Origin of the sequence: Insolitispirillum peregrinum (genome assembly GCF_900156605.1) — a bacterium.
GTDB lineage: Bacteria > Pseudomonadota > Alphaproteobacteria > Rhodospirillales > Rhodospirillaceae > Insolitispirillum > Insolitispirillum peregrinum.
Genome location: NZ_FTOA01000002.1, coordinates 154,560 through 172,091 on the forward strand (window position 1 = coordinate 154,560; position 17,532 = coordinate 172,091).

14 protein-coding genes are annotated in these 17,532 nt (G+C 59.8%); 6 read left to right on the forward strand and 8 right to left on the reverse strand.

Annotated elements, in window-relative coordinates; genetic code table 11:
- The 4 genes from BW995_RS04700 to BW995_RS04715 all read right to left on the reverse strand — a co-directional run bounded on the left by BW995_RS04700 (nt 1) and on the right by BW995_RS04715 (nt 4,088).
- Nucleotides 1-1,815 carry an ATP-binding SpoIIE family protein phosphatase gene (locus BW995_RS04700; RefSeq protein ID WP_175616989.1) on the reverse strand — a complete coding sequence of 605 codons (1,815 nt, stop codon included), beginning with the start codon at nt 1,813-1,815 and terminating at the stop codon, nt 1-3.
- A 26-nt stretch (nt 1,816-1,841) separates the two neighbouring features.
- Nucleotides 1,842-2,453 (reverse strand): GTP cyclohydrolase I FolE, encoded by a 612-nt coding sequence (gene folE / locus BW995_RS04705; RefSeq protein ID WP_076399051.1) that lies wholly within the window; start codon nt 2,451-2,453, stop codon nt 1,842-1,844.
- Between the two features lie 207 nt (nt 2,454-2,660).
- Nucleotides 2,661-3,068 carry a Co2+/Mg2+ efflux protein ApaG gene (gene apaG / locus BW995_RS04710; RefSeq protein WP_076399594.1) on the reverse strand — a complete coding sequence of 136 codons (408 nt, stop codon included), beginning with the start codon at nt 3,066-3,068 and terminating at the stop codon, nt 2,661-2,663.
- Between the two features lie 150 nt (nt 3,069-3,218).
- A complete protein-coding gene (locus BW995_RS04715) occupies nt 3,219-4,088 on the reverse strand; it encodes a BKACE family enzyme (RefSeq protein WP_076399052.1) in 870 nt (289 codons plus the stop codon).
- Nucleotides 4,089-4,357: 269 nt separating this feature from the next.
- Between BW995_RS04715 and BW995_RS04720 the strand changes: the two genes are divergently transcribed.
- The 4 genes from BW995_RS04720 to BW995_RS04735 all read left to right on the forward strand — a co-directional run bounded on the left by BW995_RS04720 (nt 4,358) and on the right by BW995_RS04735 (nt 10,958).
- Complete coding sequence (locus BW995_RS04720) at nt 4,358-4,693, forward strand: hypothetical protein (protein WP_076399053.1); 336 nt, start codon at nt 4,358-4,360, stop codon at nt 4,691-4,693.
- A 337-nt stretch (nt 4,694-5,030) separates the two neighbouring features.
- Nucleotides 5,031-5,735, forward strand: a complete 705-nt coding sequence (locus tag BW995_RS04725) for a hypothetical protein (protein WP_076399054.1) — start codon at nt 5,031-5,033, stop codon at nt 5,733-5,735.
- Nucleotides 5,736-5,813: 78 nt separating this feature from the next.
- On the forward strand, nt 5,814-6,467 hold the full coding sequence (locus BW995_RS04730; protein WP_076399055.1) for a S24 family peptidase: 654 nt from the start codon (nt 5,814-5,816) through the stop codon (nt 6,465-6,467).
- A 153-nt stretch (nt 6,468-6,620) separates the two neighbouring features.
- Nucleotides 6,621-10,958 (forward strand): NACHT domain-containing protein, encoded by a 4,338-nt coding sequence (locus BW995_RS04735; protein ID WP_139332765.1) that lies wholly within the window; start codon nt 6,621-6,623, stop codon nt 10,956-10,958.
- Between the two features lie 112 nt (nt 10,959-11,070).
- Here BW995_RS04735 and rho read toward each other — a convergent pair whose 3' ends face one another.
- The 4 genes from rho to hemE form a co-directional block, all read right to left on the reverse strand.
- On the reverse strand, nt 11,071-12,327 hold the full coding sequence (rho, locus tag BW995_RS04740; protein WP_076399057.1) for a transcription termination factor Rho: 1,257 nt from the start codon (nt 12,325-12,327) through the stop codon (nt 11,071-11,073).
- A 499-nt stretch (nt 12,328-12,826) separates the two neighbouring features.
- On the reverse strand, nt 12,827-13,279 hold the full coding sequence (hemJ, locus tag BW995_RS04745; protein ID WP_076399058.1) for a protoporphyrinogen oxidase HemJ: 453 nt from the start codon (nt 13,277-13,279) through the stop codon (nt 12,827-12,829).
- Nucleotides 13,280-13,292: 13 nt separating this feature from the next.
- Nucleotides 13,293-14,333 carry a ferrochelatase gene (hemH, locus tag BW995_RS04750; RefSeq protein ID WP_076399059.1) on the reverse strand — a complete coding sequence of 347 codons (1,041 nt, stop codon included), beginning with the start codon at nt 14,331-14,333 and terminating at the stop codon, nt 13,293-13,295.
- 145 nt (nt 14,334-14,478) lie between these two features.
- Nucleotides 14,479-15,525: a uroporphyrinogen decarboxylase gene (gene hemE, locus BW995_RS04755; protein WP_076399060.1), complete on the reverse strand. Its 1,047-nt coding sequence runs from the start codon at nt 15,523-15,525 to the stop codon at nt 14,479-14,481.
- A 469-nt stretch (nt 15,526-15,994) separates the two neighbouring features.
- On the opposite strand from hemE, the gene BW995_RS04760 reads away from it, so the two are divergent.
- Both BW995_RS04760 and BW995_RS04765 read left to right on the forward strand, forming a co-directional pair.
- Complete coding sequence (locus BW995_RS04760; protein WP_076399061.1) at nt 15,995-16,837, forward strand: pyruvate, water dikinase regulatory protein; 843 nt, start codon at nt 15,995-15,997, stop codon at nt 16,835-16,837.
- Nucleotides 16,834-17,457 carry a Maf family protein gene (locus BW995_RS04765; protein WP_076399062.1) on the forward strand — a complete coding sequence of 208 codons (624 nt, stop codon included), beginning with the start codon at nt 16,834-16,836 and terminating at the stop codon, nt 17,455-17,457. Before BW995_RS04760 ends, BW995_RS04765 begins: the two co-directional genes overlap by 4 nt.
- Nucleotides 17,458-17,532 lie beyond the last annotated feature (75 nt).

The following is a 17,532-nucleotide window of genomic DNA, read 5'->3' on the forward strand; positions in this document are numbered from 1 at the left end:
TCAGTCCTTCTTCGTCTCCTGCACCGCCACCCGCATCGAGGCGGCAGGACGCTGCTTGACCAAGCGTAAACAGTTTCCGTGCGGAACGCCAGCCCGAGGCCGGTCATCGTGTGGCACGGGAGGAGGTTCAAGCTCCCAGGCATCGGTCAGGGCGGTGATGAAATGCAATCCCAGTCCCCCCGGTCGCAAGGAGGCCCGCTCCCGCGGGGTCAGGATGGCGGGCGAAACGGTCGGAGCATCATCGTGCAGGCGCACCACCACCGCTCCGGCGGCGTCAGTCGTTGCCGCCTGCGGCAGAACCTCGACCCACACTGGCCGCTGAACGTCACCACCGCCATAGCCGTGACGGATGATGTTCTGCGCGGCCTCGTCCACCGCCAGCACCAGATCGTCGGCCCAGTCTACCGGCGCCTGCAACACACTGGCGCAGGCGTGGATGAAACGGCGCAGGATGGTCAGGCTGGCCGGAACGGCAGGCAGGTCAAGCCGCCAGCAGGGCGCAGGCGAGGGCGTCAGGGTCAGCACCGTCATGTCATCGCGCCGGTTCCATCCGGCTTCGCCAATCAGGTCAAACAGGGCATGCAGACGGTCCTGTCCGCGCAGGGGAGCCGTTGCCGACAGCAACGGGCGCAGGCCATCACCGCCCAGCATTGCCCCCCGGCTGTTGGCCGCCTCGGTCAGGCCATCGGTCAGCAGAATCAGGCTCGCCCCAGGGGGGAGGGTCAACCGTTGCTGAACCGGTTGCTGTGCATCGTGGGGATCAAACAGGCCGGGCAAAATGCCCAGTGGCGGCCCGCCAACGGTCAGCGGGGTAAAGCTGTTGCCCACCGGATCATGGATCAGTGGTGGTTCATGACCGGCATTGGCGATCACCACCGACTGGTCGCGGGGGTCGTACAGCAGACAGGCCATGGTGACGAACATCCCGTGCGAGGCGGTTTCGCACAGCTCTTCCGAAATGCGCGCCAGCAGGGCCGCCGGGGTCGGCGTCGGGCTGTCCTTGGCCAGACAGCGAAACAGCGATGAGGTTTTTGCCATCAACAGGGCGGCATTCAACCCCTTGCCGGACACATCGGCCACCGTCCCCCACAGACGGCCATCGGGCAGCACCACCACATCATAAAAATCGCCGGACACCTGCGACAGCGGCACATTCAGCCCGTGCAGGGGGAACGTATCATCGCGGGCGGCAGGCAACAGGCCGCGCTGAATGTCGGCGGCCAGCTCCAGCTCGTGGCGCAGACGCTCCTGCTCTGCCAGTTGCCGGGCCAGACGGATATTGATGATCCCCAGCGCCGCCGCCGATGACAGGGCAATCAGCAAGCGCTCATCGGCATCGCTGAACGGCTCGCCATCACCCTTGTTGACCAGCGCCACCGCCCCCAGCGCCTCGCCATTGAGCGTCAGCGGCGCAATCAGCAGCGAGCGCAGGGTCAGCCCCGGATCGCCGCCCAGCAACAGACAGATCTGTTCATCGGTGGGGGGCGGGTCGCCATGGACATAGTCAACGGCCTGGCTCTGGTGGCGGGCGATGCAGCGGCCAATCAGGCCGGTCCCCCACGCCAGCCGCAAGCCGCTGTGATCCACCGGCCCATGGCAGGCATAACAGACAATATCCGGCGTGGGGTCCGGCGCAGTGATCCCGCGCCGGGGCTCGGTCAGGAACAGCGACGAGCCCTCGGCCCCCAGATGACGGCTGACCCGTGCCAGCCCCCGATGCACCATCCGTTCAAAGTTCCCGCTGCCGGTGAACTCCTGCATCATTTCAGCGATCAGGCCCAAATGGTCGAGGCCCTGTTCACTGTCGTCCGGCATGGGGGAGGGGGCCGGGCGGGGGGACATTATTTCGGATTGCCGATCATCGCCAGGAACTCCCGGCGGGTGGACGGGTCATCACGGAACGCCCCCAGCATCCGGCTGGTGACCATCGAAACGCCATGCTTGTGTACGCCACGGGTGGTCATACACTGATGCTGGCCGGAAATCACCACCGCCACCCCCAGCGGGTCCAGAACCTCCTGAATGGTGTTGGCCACCTGAGCGGTCATCTTTTCCTGAATCTGCAAGCGCTTGGCATAGATTTCCACCACCCGCGCCAGCTTGGAGATCCCCACCACCCGCCGCCGGGGAATGTAGGCCACATGGGCATAGCCGATGATCGGGGCCAGATGGTGCTCGCAGTGGCTTTCAAACGGGATGTCTTTCAACACCACCATTTCGTCATAGCCTTCGACCTCTTCAAAGGTCCGGCGCAGCACTTCGGCCGGGTCCGAGCCATAACCGGCAAACCATTCCTCAAAGGCGCGCGCCACCCGGGCCGGGGTATCCACCAGACCTTCACGGGTCGGATCATCTCCGGCCCAGCGCAGCAGCGTCCGCACGGCCGTTTCGGCGTCCTCACGGGTCGGGGCAAGGGTATCGGTCGGGCGGGGAGAGGGAGAGGAAACGGTCACATCAAATCTCCTGTCAGCGTCAGCCAGACCCTTGGGCTGTAGTAGCCGACGTACATTGTCAACTTCAGCCCGCTGCCAGACCGAGGAAAAATCCCTCTCTGGCCGACAACAGGGCTGCTGTATTACCTAGGGCGACAGTCAACAAGAAAAAAGGGGGAAAATGGCCCCCTTGTCGGGTGCAGACGTTTTCCTGTCGCAACGACGGCGTTAATTCAGTGCTCGCCGTTCATAGGGACTGTCGAGGGAAAACATCGGGACTTCAGCCTGAAAGCGTTCACCGGCATCGCTTTCCATTTCGTACCAGCCATGCATCAGGCCAGACGGCGTCTGCAGCGGCGTCCCCGAGGTATATTCATAGGAATCCCCCGGTTCCAGCACCGGCTGTTCGCCGACTACTCCCGGACCGCGCACCTCCTGCAAGGCACCGTTGGCATCGGTGATTTTCCAGTAGCGGTTAATCAGCTGAACGGTTTCATCACCCTTGTTCTCGATCCGCACCTGATAGGCCCAGACGTAGTGGTGTGACGCCGGTTCGGATTGTTCTTCGAGATAGACGGGACGAACGGTGATGCGAATGCCGCGCGTCACTTTCTCGTATGCCCCATAGTGCCCCATCATGGCCCCCGTTATCGGTATCCTGTCCCATGCATTGGGATGGTTCCAGTTTACGGGCGCTGATGAAAGAAGCCAAAGGAAGTTTTAACGCCGGGCCATGCGCAAACGGCATGGACAGCCGATGACAGGGCCGGAAACGACCTGATCCGGTCAGCCGATTTTGGGCTTGACGCGAACCGACGGCGGCGGCGGGACGGCAGGCAGCCCCAGAATGTCACGCGCCTGGGCCGGGCTGGCAACAAAGGCTCCAACCGACACACAGTGGCCGGCAGCCCGGCGCACCAGATCGGCATTATCCTCGGCCAGCATGTTCGGCGACAGGCGGACGGTGTTGCCCAGTCCGGTGCGCAGGTGACCACCGCGATACAGCGCCCAGTCCATCACCGTTTCCTGATGCCGTCCGACACCGGTTGCGGTCCAGGTGGCTTCCGGACACAGGTCGTGCAGTTCGGCCACCATCGTATCAAGCAGATGCCGCAGGGCGGGCAGGGCACCGGGAATACCGAACAGCAACTGCATGTGCAGTGGTTCCCGTGCCAACCCGGAATGGACCAGCCCCTTGGCATTGTACAACATCGCCAGATCGAAAACGGCGAACTCCGGCTTGACACCGTACTGTTCCATCAGTCCGGCCAGCCCCTCGATCATCGCCGGACTGTTGTCGAGGATGGTATCGAAATAGTTCACCGAGCCGGGAATCAGACTCGCCATGTCCGGTTTCAGGGCCAGCGCCGCCCCGCGCACCTTCGGGTCCGCGTGGTGGCCCATGGTCGAAATCTGGATGATGACTTCCGGGCACAGCGCGCGCACTCCCTCGATCACCGGCGCCAGACGTTCGGGGCTGTTGCACAGCCGTCCGTCGTCGTCACGGGCGTGCAGGTGAACCATGCTGGCTCCGGCCTCGTAGGCGGCATGGATGCTTTCAATCTGCTCGCTCGGGCTGATCGGAATCCCCGGGTGATCGGACTTGCGGGTCCGGCTACCGGTGATGGCGCAGCTGATGATCACTGGGCGACTCATGGTGGCGAACCCTCCCGTTGGGTAATGGCCGGTGACGGCTACCGTTTCTTGCCTGCTATCCTACTCAACACAAGGGAACAATCCCAGAGGGGAATGCCGTTCTCCCCATTCTTTTCGCACTTGCGAAACAATTGTTGTTCCGCCAGAGCCTGACAGGCACAAAAGCGTCATGCCCCCTCTGTCAGATGGCGATGGACCCGGCGCAAAAGCAGTGATTTACTGGCCTTCCTGCCGCCGGCATGCGGCCTTCTTACTGGACGATTCCTCTGATGAACACTGACGACACTCCCGTGACCCCCGACGATGATGCCGATGTGGCCGCCGTTGCCCTGACCGTTGAAACCGACGATGGCGAAGAAGTGGTGGCCGTGCCTGTCCGTTCCCCGGCCGATGCCGAGCGGGTGATGGACCTGATCGCCGGGCTGGATGACGTGATGGCCGACATCGACCCGGAAATTCAGGACGCAGTGATGGCGGCGCTGATCCTGGCGATGGGCAACGCCCTGCGTCAGGCCCCGGAATGGCCACTGAAGGCCCGTCTTGATTCCTTTGGCCGGTTCGTGCTGTCGGTGATCGAAGATACCAAGGCCCATCTGGACGACTGAGCCACGGGACTGGCGGGGGCGGAATTTTCCTGTCTCCGCCGGGTCTTGATTATTGATGAATAGTGACAATCTGTTTTCTCAAGCACCCTTCTGTGCTCTTTGGCACAGTTGGCCCGGAACCATCGCATACAAGAGTATGGAAAAGCGGGTAGGGATGCACTTTTTTGGTTTGCCACTCGAAGCACCCCCGCTATCCTAACGCGCTGATCGTGCCAGTCAGGACGTTGCCCGCCAGGGCGACGGGGTGACCGGGATGATGCGAATGGTGATCGGGGGTCACGGTTCGCAGTCGTGCCTTTTTGATTGAAACCTTTGATCTCACCGTGGAGCGTGCGTCATGTCCTCTTTGCCGAGTTCTGCCCCTGCTACCCGCCCCGGCGCGAGCAGCACCCGCGCCCGGGCCCTGTCCCTTGATGAAGGCGCCAAAGCCCTGTCCACCCACTGCATGGGCGCGTTTCAGGCCTTTCAGGGGTTGAACCAGCTGGCCGAAGACATGCGCATCCTGTCGCTGAACGCCGAACTGGCCGCCGGTCGTGCCGGGACTGCCGGGGTGGCAGTGCGCGCGCTGACCCAGTACACCCGTCAGCTGGTGTCCCAGCTGAACCGTCTGGAACAGGAAATGAGCGCGCTGAAGATCGCCACCAACGACCTGTCCGACCGCACCACCAAAGACCTCGAAGCCCTGCGCCAGATCCGCGAAACCGCCGCCAACGACGGCTATGAGTCATCACAGCGCAACGAAGCCGAAGCCCTGGCCAGCGCCACCGCCCTGCTGGGGCAGATGATGGACAATGCCCGCAAGCTGGGTGGCCATGCCGGTCGCATCCGGCAGGTCGCCGACCAGTCGAACGGTATCGCCACCAACATCGCCATCGAAGCTGCCGCCGCCGGTCGTCACGAAAGCGAGTTCCGCACCGTTTCCGACACCATGAAGCGCTATATCGAAGTGCTGCAGTCGATGGTCGAACGGGCCAACCACGCCATTCGTCAGGCCGATGAAATGGGGCAGGCGCTGACCCGCCGTCTGGCCGCCTCGGCCTGATACCGGAAAAACACCAGTGGTCCGCATGGGGGGAAACAGCGGGCCACTGGTGAGACAGGAATGGGGGGGAGTCGGGCAATGCTGACCCATGCGGACTTATGGCTGGCGATTGACGCCCTGGCCCGCCGCCATGGTTATTCCGTTTCCGGCCTGGCCAAAGCCGCCGGACTGGACCCGACCACCTTCAACAAATCCAAACGCATCAGTGAAGGCAAACTTCGGTGGCCCTCAACCGAAAGCCTGTCCAAAATCCTGATGGTCACCAACAGTTCGCTCAGTGATCTGGCGGGTCTGATCCACAGCAATGATCCTGCGGGGACGGCTCCCCGCACCTTGCCGCTGATCCGGCTGGATCATGCGGAAAAAGCCGGTGTGTTCACCCCCCACGGCACCCCCGACCGGGCCGCTCCGCAATGGGATGCGGTCACCCTGCCATCAGACACTGACGGCAGCTATGCTCTGGAAGTGGTCGGTGATGCCCTGAGCCCGGTGTACCGCGACGGCGACCGCCTGTTGCTGGTCCCCCACGATCTCGCCAGCGGCTTTCCCCTGCGGCGGGGCGACCGGGTGGTACTGTCTCTGCGCGATAACGGCGTCCGCGTCTGCGAGCTGCTGCGCCAGACCGCCACCCGCCTGACTGTCCGTCCGCTGGGCGTGGCCGATACCCCGGAAGAGGAGCTGGATGTGCGGGCGCTGTGGTGGCTGGCGCGGGTGGTGTGGGCCAGTCAGTAGGGCAGCAAGGACGTGGAGCGCTGCTCCATACCTCGCCGGGGCCTGGAGGCCCCGGACCCCATGACTTTGACATTTTTGATCTGGGCCTGAGGCCCCGAAGGATTTGAGCGGTCCCCACTCCTGTTCCCTTGCTGTCGTATCCTGTGAGAGATAATGACGAAAGCACCAATACAGTCTGGAAATACCAGCCTTAGTCGCTCCTTTCAGACCCTGACATGCGAAGCGACAACCGATCCTGATATTTATTTAATAAGATTGGGAGAGACCTTCGGCTGGGATCATCTGCTGGATGATGCCCGCAGAGTCCTGATTCTTTCAGCAGCAGGTGCGGGCAAGACATATGAATGCCAACAGCAAGCCAAGCGATTGTTTGAGCAGGGAAAGGCCGCTTTTTTCCTGACTCTGGAGGGGATTGCCAGCACCGGGTTAAGCATGTTGCTCGACCCGCCTCATAGGAGGCGGTATCAGGACTGGCTCGCCGGGAAACACCCGGAAGCGTACTTTTTTCTCGATTCTGCCGACGAGCTTCTTCTCTCCCACGGTGATTTCCGGCAAGCGCTGTGCAAATTTTCTTGCGAGATTCATGAACACCTGCACCGTGCCCGCATCATTGTGACCAGCAGACCAATCACGCTGGATTTTGATGCTGTTGCAGGCGAATTGCATGTTGATCCTCCCCGCTCCGAGCCGGAGATCATCGACACTCCAGAGCAATCCTTCAGGCGTCTGATCAGCGGCGAAACGCGCAACGCACAGGTTGAAGCCAGGAAAAAACGCAAAATTCCTGTTCCAGAAGGCGGGGTCTTGATTGTCAAGCTTACCCCGTTAAGCCAACAGCACGTTGAGCACCTTGCTACTACCTGCGGCGTGACAGACCCGGTAGGTCTGATGCAGGAAATCGAGCGGAAACATGTTTGGGACTTCGCCCGACGGCCACAGGAACTGATCGAAATTTGTTCCTATTGGCGGGAACACGGGCGACTTGGCACCCGGTCGGAGCAGATCGAAGAAGATATCCGCCACAAATTGCGGGAAACGGGCAACCGCAAGAAACACACCACCCTATCCCCTGAACGAGCACGGGAAGGGGCCGAACGGCTCGCCCTTGCCCAGATTTTAACGCGCAAGCGGACCATCCGCTTTTCTGATCTCTCGCTTGATGACATTGAGCAAGAGGCGGCAATAGACCCCACGATCATCCTGGGCGACTGGACCGCAAACGAGCAGGCAGAGTTGCTGCAACGCCCCCTGTTTGGCCCGGCCAGTTATGGCCGGGTCCGTTTCCATCACCGCTCGGCATCGGAGTTTCTGGCCGCACAGCGGCTTGAGTGGCTCTGCCGCAACAACAGGATAAACCGCTCCGCACTCTTCCGTTTGCTGTTCGGGGATTGCTATGGGCAACAGTTCGTTTTCCCGTCGATGCGTGCCGTTGCCACCTGGCTGTCAATCCCGAACGATGCTGTCCGGGACGAAATGCTCCATCGTGACCCTGCGGCCCTGATGGACGATGGCGACCCCGAGCGCTTTCCGGTCAGTACCCGTCAACGCATCCTGACGGCATACGTAGAGCGATACCAGAAAGACACATGGCGCGGCATCCATATCCCCACTGCACAAGTCCTGCGCTTTGCGTCGCCTGATTTGTCTCCGACCGTCCGACAGCTTTGGTGGGAGGGCAAGACCAGCCCGGATGTCCGTAAGCTGCTGCTTGCCCTGATTCTGGCAGGCCGGATGCAGGACTGCCAAGATATCGCGTTGGGGGTGGTAACCGATTCTGCGGCTTCCCCAGCGGACCGTATTGCCGCCTTCAACGTGCTGACAGAGATGACCGAACCGGGAGGACTTGATCCTGTGGTCAGCTCCCTTCTGACAGACCCTCACTGGCCATCATCGGTCAAAAGAGGCGTGCTCGGCATGGTATTTCCCCGGCACATGTCGAGTGAGCAATTCGCGACCTTGCTGGGCCAAATTGTTGTTGCTGAGGAAGATGGAGGTAATCTTGATAGGTTTTTGCCACAGTTGATACCTACGCTCGGGCTTAGCGATGAGCAGAGTACGGCACTCCGCACATCCCTTGCCCGCATGATCGAGGCCCATATCGAGCCCAGTGATGACTGGCCATATTTTACCAGTCGGTTTTCTCACCTGTCGGCGGCTCTGGCGGTACTGTGCGAGCAACACCTCGATATAACACGGCCTCCAGCAGCGGATGTTGTGTCTGCGGCCGTGATTGCAGTTCGCCTGCAAGATGAAAAGCTTGGCAATCAGCAGCCTGTCGAGGCCCTGCAGAGCTTTTTCCGTCAAGCCCCCTCACGCTGGCGAAAAGCGGCGTATTGTGCCGAAGTGGACTTTTACACCACCCATATCCCTGCGTCTGATAACGGCAGTCCCAGGAAAAATGGTCATTATGACTCAACAGTCGATCCCCGGAGCCACGATGATTTTGACTGGCTGATCGAGATCATTGCCGATGCGACACTGGCCCATGACACCCGTACATCCGCATTCCAACATGCCTGTTGGATGCTCCGCCGTGATGGTCAGATAATCGAAGAACGGGAAAAGGCAATCCGGGAGGCTGCGAAAGAGGAGCCTGATTGGCTCGATCAACTGGAACCATGGCTCGTCCCAGCTCAGTCCAACACCAGATATGCGATGGAAATAGCAAAGTGGGATGAAGAAAAGGCTGCGCGTGAGGCTGAAGAAGAGAAGGCAATCGCCTCGAGGGAGATTTGGCGGGCTGAGCTGCTGGATGATCCGGATGCCTACTTTTCCAAGAACAACCCTCCGGAAATTATTCAGGATTTTGTGCAGGTTTCTGGCTGCATCCTCCAAGAGCCTGTCTGGTTCTACCGTTGGGACCGATCGATAATCACTGAGCATTTTAGTGAGCAGATTGCCGAGAAAGTCCGGCAAGCCTTTTGCGCCTATTGGCGCACCATTGACCCACGGCTCCCCAGTGAACAGCCAGAGGAGCAGCGCAATTCATGGATTCTGGCACTTGCTGGCGTGTATGCCGAGGCTGAACAGCCTGATTGGGTACATTCTTTGGATCGTGATACCGCAGAACGGGCTGCTCGTCTGGCCTGTGTGGCATTGAGCGAGGTTCCTGCCTGGCTCAATGAGCTGATCACCTTCTGGCCAAACGCAGTTGATGCAACACTTGGCATAGAATTATCGCTTCAGCTTGACGATGTGAGAGGTTTTACCGCCAGACCTTTTTTCGAGGCGCTTGTGTCCGCTGATGAAGCTGTCCGAAAGTTCTTTGTTCCGCGCGTGTGGAATTGGCTGTCCGCAAAATCCATTGAGGCTTCTGACGAGCACGACACGACTCACCTTTATCACCATATCGAACGAGTGATTCATTTTGTAATCAGCAACACCACTGATCCCTCTGCCATGATCGCCTTGGCCCAAAGCCGTCTCGGCGCAGGACTTGATACCCCGTTCGCACCACTGTGGCTTGTTCTGCTGTTGAAGACAGCCCCTCAAGTGGCCATCGAGACATTGACCAACAATCTCGCAGCACTCGATCCAACAGTGCGATCCCGTTTGTGCCAGACGTTGCTTTCCACCTGCTCCCCCGGGGATAACAGCCGTCTTTGTTTTGACCTGTCCAATCCAGAAATGACACCAGAGATGCTGCTGGCACTGGTTCAGATCGCCTATAAAGAAGTACGTGTTTCTGATGATGTCGAGTGGATAGGAACAGGGGCTCACAGGTCAACCCTGCGGGAAAACGCCCAACACGGTCGATCTGCCGTGCTGACTGCCTTGCTGAACCGGACAGGCCCAGCGGCATGGGCAGTGAAGCAAACACTACGGACAGACCCGTTATTCGCCCATTTGAAGGATCGTATCGACCAACTCGCCCGTGAAAAAGCAGCCAGCGAGGCTGAAGGCCCGGCGTATCAGGACCAGAATGTCGCACAGCTGGAAAAATGGGGTGAGGGTATTGCCATCAATCGCAACGGCATGTTCGATTTGATGATCGACCGACTTGCCGACCTTCAGCACGAGATTGCCGCCCACGAACTTTCTGAACGTTTCCACCTTGCAGCGATGAACCAAGAAAAGGACATGCAGGTCTGGTTCGCCAAAAGGCTACAGGAGCGGGAAAACAACCTCTACCATGTTGACCGGGAAGCTGAGGTCGTCAATGGCAAGAAAACAGATATCCGTCTGTTGTCCCGTCATTCAGATGCCCAAGCCGTTATCGAAATGAAGCTGGCCAACAATGAATATTCTCTAAAAGACCTTGAACAGGCCCTTGAGAACCAATTGGTTGGTCAGTACATGCAGCATGACAGGTGTCGGGCAGGGTGTCTGCTGATCACAATGAACAAGGCCCGCAGGTGGGAAAACAAGCAAAGCGAAATCATGCTGGATTTCACGGCACTGATATCCCATCTGCAACAGCAGGCCCGTGAGCTTGAAAAACGGATGAACCATGAAATACGGCTGGCGGTGATCGGTATTGATCTAACCTAACCGTCAAGACCCCAGCCCCTATTTCTCTGGTGATTAACAAAATGGGGTCCGGGGCCTCACGGCCCCGGCGAGGTGTGGAGCAGCGCTCCACGTCCTTGTTTGGGCCCTGCTCCTAGTTATTCATCATGTCAAAGAAGTCGGCGTTGTTCTTGGTATCGCGCAGCTTGCCGAGCAGGAAGTCCATGCCATCCTGCGTCCCCATCGGGGCGAGGATACGGCGCAGGACCCACATCTTCGACAGGTCTTGCTTCTGCACCAACAGCTCTTCCTTACGGGTCCCGGACTTGGTGATGTCAATCGCCGGGAAGGTGCGCTTGTCGGCCAGCTTGCGGTCAAGGATCAGTTCCGAGTTACCGGTGCCCTTGAACTCTTCAAAGATCACTTCGTCCATGCGCGACCCGGTGTCGATCAGCGCGGTGGCGATGATGGTCAGCGAGCCGCCTTCTTCGATGTTGCGCGCCGCGCCAAAGAAACGCTTGGGCTTTTGCAGGGCGTTGGCGTCCACACCACCGGTCAGCACCTTGCCCGATGACGGCACCACGGTGTTATAGGCGCGGGCCAGACGGGTGATCGAGTCCAGCAGGATGATCACGTCGCGCTTGTGTTCGACCAGGCGCTTGGCTTTTTCGATCACCATTTCGGCGACCTGGACGTGACGGCTGGCCGGTTCGTCAAAGGTTGACGACACCACTTCACCCTTCACGGTGCGGGCCATGTCGGTGACTTCTTCCGGGCGTTCGTCAATCAGCAGGACGATCAGATAGGCTTCCGGGTGGTTGGCTTCGATCGAACTGGCAATCGACTGCAGCATCACCGTTTTACCGGTGCGCGGCGGCGCCACGATCAGGCCGCGCTGCCCCTTGCCGAGCGGGGCCACCATTTCAATCACCCGCGGCGTGATGTCCTTGCGGGTCGGATTGTCGATTTCAAGCCGCAGCTTTTCCTGCGGATACAGCGGGGTCAGGTTGTCGAAGTTGATCCGGTGACGAACCTTGTCCGGGTCTTCGAAGTTGATCGCATTGACCTTCAGCAGGGCGAAATAGCGTTCCCCGTCCTTGGGCGAGCGGATCTGGCCTTCGACTGTATCGCCGGTGCGCAGACCAAAGCGGCGGACCTGGCTGGGACTGACGTAAATGTCATCCGGGCCGGGCAGATAATTGGCGTCGGGGGAGCGCAGAAAGCCGAAGCCATCCTGCAGGACTTCCAGAACCCCGTCGCCGTAAATGGCGGTATCCTGTTCTGCCAGAGCCTTGAGGATCGCAAACAGCATGTCCTGCTTGCGCAGGGAACTGGCGTTTTCGATCTCGAGTTCTTCGGCAAAAGCCAAAAGTTCGGCCGGGGTTTTGGCCTTCAGCTCCTGAAGATGCATATTGGTCTGCCATTAACATAGGGGGCGTGTACGCGACTGGTGCGAACACCCCTGATGATTAAAAAAGGGAAACCGCCCATGCCCGTGCTGCTGGGTGCTGACTGCGATCAAACGGACCGGCAGGGCTTTTAAACACCAATCGCAGACGACAGGGACATGGCGGGAAAAGGAAAGGCGATACCAGACACAAGACGGAACCTTTGCCCCGCACTTGGACCTGCATGTTAGCGTTAGGCGTCCTCGGCCATCTTGTCAATATATTCGTATGAAAGACGGCAGCTTTTTGCTGCCTGGGATGCAAAAAAGGCTCCTGCCGAAACAGGAGCCTTTTGCTAGACCAGCGCACCTGCGTCAGATCACAGTACGCGACAAAAAACAAAAAGATCATGGAGCGCTGCTCCAAACCTCGCCGGGGCCTTGAGGCCCCAGACCCCATTGACTTGATTTTTAAAGAGAAAATGGGGGTTCGGGGCCTCAGGCCCCGAGCAGTTCAGGACAATCAGAAAGGCTTGACCACCACCATTGCCGCAATGATCAATAACAGGATGGTCGGAACCTCGTTGGCAATGCGGTAGAATTTGTGGCTGCGCTGGTTGCGGTCGGCCTCGAAATCCTTCCGCCAGCGGGCATAGGCACCGTGGCAGCCCAGCATGAACAGCACCATCAGCAATTTGGCATGCAGCCAGCCATGGCTGATCCAGTTCGGTGCCATCAAGGCTCCGGAAATCAGAACGGCGAACAGCGACGGGTTCATGATCCCGCGCAACAGGCGGCGCTCCATCACTTTGAACAGCTCTGATTGCGCCTTGCCGGTGTCGGTCGCAAGGTCAAGCTGCGCGTGATAGACATACAACCTAGGCAGGTAAAACAGCGCAGCCATCCAGGTGATGACGGATACAATATGCACCCACTTGACCCATAGGTAAGGGGTGGAAAAGGTCTCGAACAGCATCACTGAACTCCTGTTATCCTGCCTTGCAGGGACAATTGCCAAACTGGCCCGGGCACACTCTTTGCTGCTGTTCAGCCTGAAGTGCCGCCCCGTTGCTCAGGGTTTGTCGCACCAGCCCGGCCAGACCATCGATGAAGGTCGGGCTGCTCTGGACCGTTGAAACGCGCGCATAGGCCGGAACACCGGCTTCGGTGGCCAGCGCGCCGTACTCGATATCCAGTTCAACCAGCGTTTCCGAATGTTCGGAGACAAAGGCCAGCGGCACCACCACCAGCGGCACGCCATCGGCCCCGGCACGGTGGATTTCCGCCTCAGTGGCAGGCCCGATCCATTCCAGTGGTCCAACCCGGCTTTGGTAGCACACTTGCCAGTCCAGCCCCGGCAGAGCCATCTTTTCGACGATTGCCGCCGCGCTCTGTTCGACCTGCCACTGATAGGGATCACCACCGGCAATCACCTTTTTCGGCAAACCATGGGCGGAGAACAATACCCGTGGTTCGCCGTGGCTGGCCAGCCGGTGAACCGCCTCGCTAACCGAAGACGCCATGGCGCTGACAAAGCCGTCCATCGTCGGCCAGCAGCAAATACTCTGGCTGGGGCAGGTCAGTCCCTGTCGTTTGGCTTCCTCGGCCCACAACTTCAGCGACGAGCCGCTGGTGGTCCGCGAATACTGCGGATACAGCGGCAGCAACACCACCCGATCGGGGGCAAACGCCTTCACCTCGGCCACCGTCTCGGCGGTCATCGGATGCCAATAGCGCATGGCGATGAACACCCGCACCTGATCGCTACCTGCCGTCTTCAAAACCTGTTCCAGAGCCTGCGCCTGCGATTGGGTTTGCTCCAGCAATGGAGACTTCCCCCCCAGATGGGCGTAAATCTCCCGCGCGACCGGTGCCCGGCGACTGGAAATGAACTTTGCCAGCGCCCAGCGGATCGGATTCGGAGCACCGATGATTGCTGGATCATTGAACAGGTTGAACAGGAACGGCTGAACCGCTTCGGGGCGGTCCGGGCCACCCAGGTTGAACAGAACGACAGCGAGTTTTCCCATGGTCTTGTAAATCCTCTGTTGGGCGGAGACCCGGAATGTCTGTTTTTTTCAATATCAAAGGAATGGGGTCTGGGGCCGACTGGCCCCAGCGAGGTGTGGAGCAGCGCTCCACGTCCTTGTTCCCCTTGATGTCTTCAGGACAGCGTTAGCGGAACGCGCGGATACGCTCGGCCAGACGGGCAACATGTTCCGGCGGGGCGGCCGGGGTGATGCCATGGCCCAGATTGAACACGAACGGCCCACGCCCCAGGGTGTTGAGAATACGATCTATGGCGCGGTCCATTGCTTCGCCACCGCTGACCAGATGAATCGGATCAAGATTGCCCTGAACCGTGACCAGCGGCTGAATCACCCGCGCCGCCCAGTCCAGCGGAACAGTGGTATCCAGACTGACCGCATCACAGCCGACTTCGCGGGCGAAATCTTCGTACAGCAGCCCGGCTCCGCGCGGGAAGCCGATTACCGGCACGGTCGGATGGACCGCCTTCACCCGTTCGACCATTGCCTTGATCGGTGCCATCACCCAGCGGCGGAATTCTTCTTCCGGCAGCACCCCTGCCCAACTGTCGAAAATCTGCACCGCTTCGGCGCCGGCATCGATCTGGGCAATCAGATAATCGCTGGAGGCTTCAACCAGGATATCGATCAGCGCCTGAAACACCGCCGGACGGCCATAGGCCCATTCCTTGGTCTTGGCGTAATCCTTTGAAGAGCCGCCTTCGATCATGTAGGTGGCAACGGTCCATGGGGCACCGCAGAAGCCGATCAGCGCGGTTTTTTCCGGCAGGGACGCCTTGATGCGGCTGACGGTTTCGAGAACCGGCTTCAAATGGCTCCGTACATTGGAAACCAACAGGGCCTCAACGTCTGCGGCTCCGCTCAACGGATCAAGCACCGGCCCTTCGCCTTGCTTGAAAGCAACCGAACGTCCCAAAGCATCCGGGATCACCAGAATGTCCGAGAACAGGATGGCGGCATCCATTTGATACCGCCGTAGCGGCTGCAAGGTCACTTCACAGGCCAGTTCGGGATTATAGCACAGGTCAAGGAAGCTGCCTGCCGCAGCGCGGGTAGCGCGGTATTCCGGCAGATAGCGTCCGGCCTGGCGCATCAGCCAGAACGGCGGGGGGGTCATTGTTTCTCCCGCCAGAGCGCGAAGGAATGGCTTGTTGGTCGAGGCTGCTTGGGTCACGGAGCGTTCCTTATGTCGGCGGTGAAAACGAAGACAGGATATGCACAGGTCGTGCTCTTACACGGTCTTTTTTTTTTTATAAAGGGTTGTAGTGGTTTGTGGATGCCTGTGAATCCTGTGGATGGACTCTTGTCCACAGGGCATCCACAGAAAACAGAGTCAGAAATCAACAGTTTGCGGGATTGGGGACGACTCCGGGGGAATCTTTTTGCGTGTACGGGGAGTCTTGCGGACTCTTGCGGAGTCGCGGTTTGTCGGGACAACTCTGTGGATAACGGGGATAACCATGCCGGTTCGCGGGTTCTCCGCATATCCCCGCTTTTCCATCGGCAGCGATTCACAGGGGAATAAGCGGACTCATCATTTCCAGTGCAATGGGGATGGAAAAGGAGTCTTTTCAGGGGCATAAACGTTGTCCACCGCCATGCACCGGTTATCCCCCGCACCGCTTGTGAGCAGGAACCAGGCAATGCCCAATAAAAGCATCCATCTTCACCTCGTATCGGACTCGTCAGGGGAAACGGTTTCTGCCATTGCGCGCGCTTGTCTGGTGCAGTTTGCCGGATGCAGCGTGACCACCCATCAATGGTGGCTGGTCCGCACTCCGGGGCAGGCCGGGCGGGTGCTGAGTGCCATCCAGAGCCATCGCGGGGTGGTGATTTATACCGTGATTGACCCTGAAATTCGCGGCATTCTGGAAACCGGCTTTCGCGAGCTGGAGGTCGATCATATCCCGGTGCTTGATCCGGTGCTGAACACCCTGTCGGCGCGTCTGGAAGCCCAGGCAGATGGTCGGCCGGGACGGCAGCATTCGATGGATGCAGAATACTTCCGCCGCATTGACGCGATGAATTTCACCATCGAGCACGACGACGGCCAGAGCCTGGCCCGCATCGACGAGGCTGACGTGATCGTGTTCGGTGTTTCACGCACCTCGAAAACGCCGACCTGCATGTATCTGGCCAACCGGGGCCTGAAGGCGATGAACATTCCGGTGGTCTCCGGCATCCCGTTGCCAGAGGAAGCCTTGCGGGTACGGGGGCCGCTGAAGGTGGCGCTGACCCGGGAACCGCGCTCGCTGTCCGACATTCGCCGCAACCGCTTGCGGATGATGAACGAAGACCCGGCCAGCAGTTATGCCAATGAAGAACTGGTGCGGGATGAAGTGCTGGAAGCGCGCCGGATGTTCACCAGACTGGGCTATCCGGTGATTGATGTCTCACGGCGGTCGATTGAAGAAGCCGCCGCCACCATCCTGCAATACTATACCGACCATCAACGTCAGCGTCAGCAACAGGAGCATGCCCAGTGACGTCCTCTGTGCCTTTGGTTGTTCTGGCTTCGGGCAGCTCGGCCCGCGCCCGCCTGTTGCGCTCGGCCGGGGTGCCGGTCGAGGTTCAGCCCGCCCGCGTCGATGAAAGCGAAGTCAAACAGTCGTTGCAGGCCGAAGGGGCCAGTGCCGCCGATGTGGCCGAGGTGCTGGCCGAGATCAAGGCGATGCAGGTGTCCCGCCGCTATCCCGGTGCGCTGGTGGTCGGGGCCGACCAGATGCTGGAGGCTCCAGACGGGCAGGGCGGGGTACGCTGGCTGGACAAGGCAGCCTCGCTCGAGGATGCCCGCGCCATTTTGTGGTCGTTACGGGGGGAAACCCACCGCCTGATCAGTTGCGCGGTGGTGGTGCGTGACGGCCAACGGCTGTGGCACCACATGGATCAGGCCCGCATGAGTGTGCGCCCGTTTACCGAGGCTTTCCTGGACCGCTATCTCGCCGAGCTGGGCGAGGCGGCGCTGGAAACCGTCGGCGGCTATCACCTCGAAGGGCTGGGAGCGCAATTGTTCTCTCGCATGGACGGAAATTTCTTTACCATCCTCGGCCTGCCCCTGCTGCCGTTGCTGGGATTCCTGCGTGCCCACGGGGTGCTGGTGGAGTGAAAAGGCGGGCTACCGCCCGCACCTGTTTGGGGGCCAATGCCCCCAATCCCCCCTTTTTTCTTTGATCATTCAAGA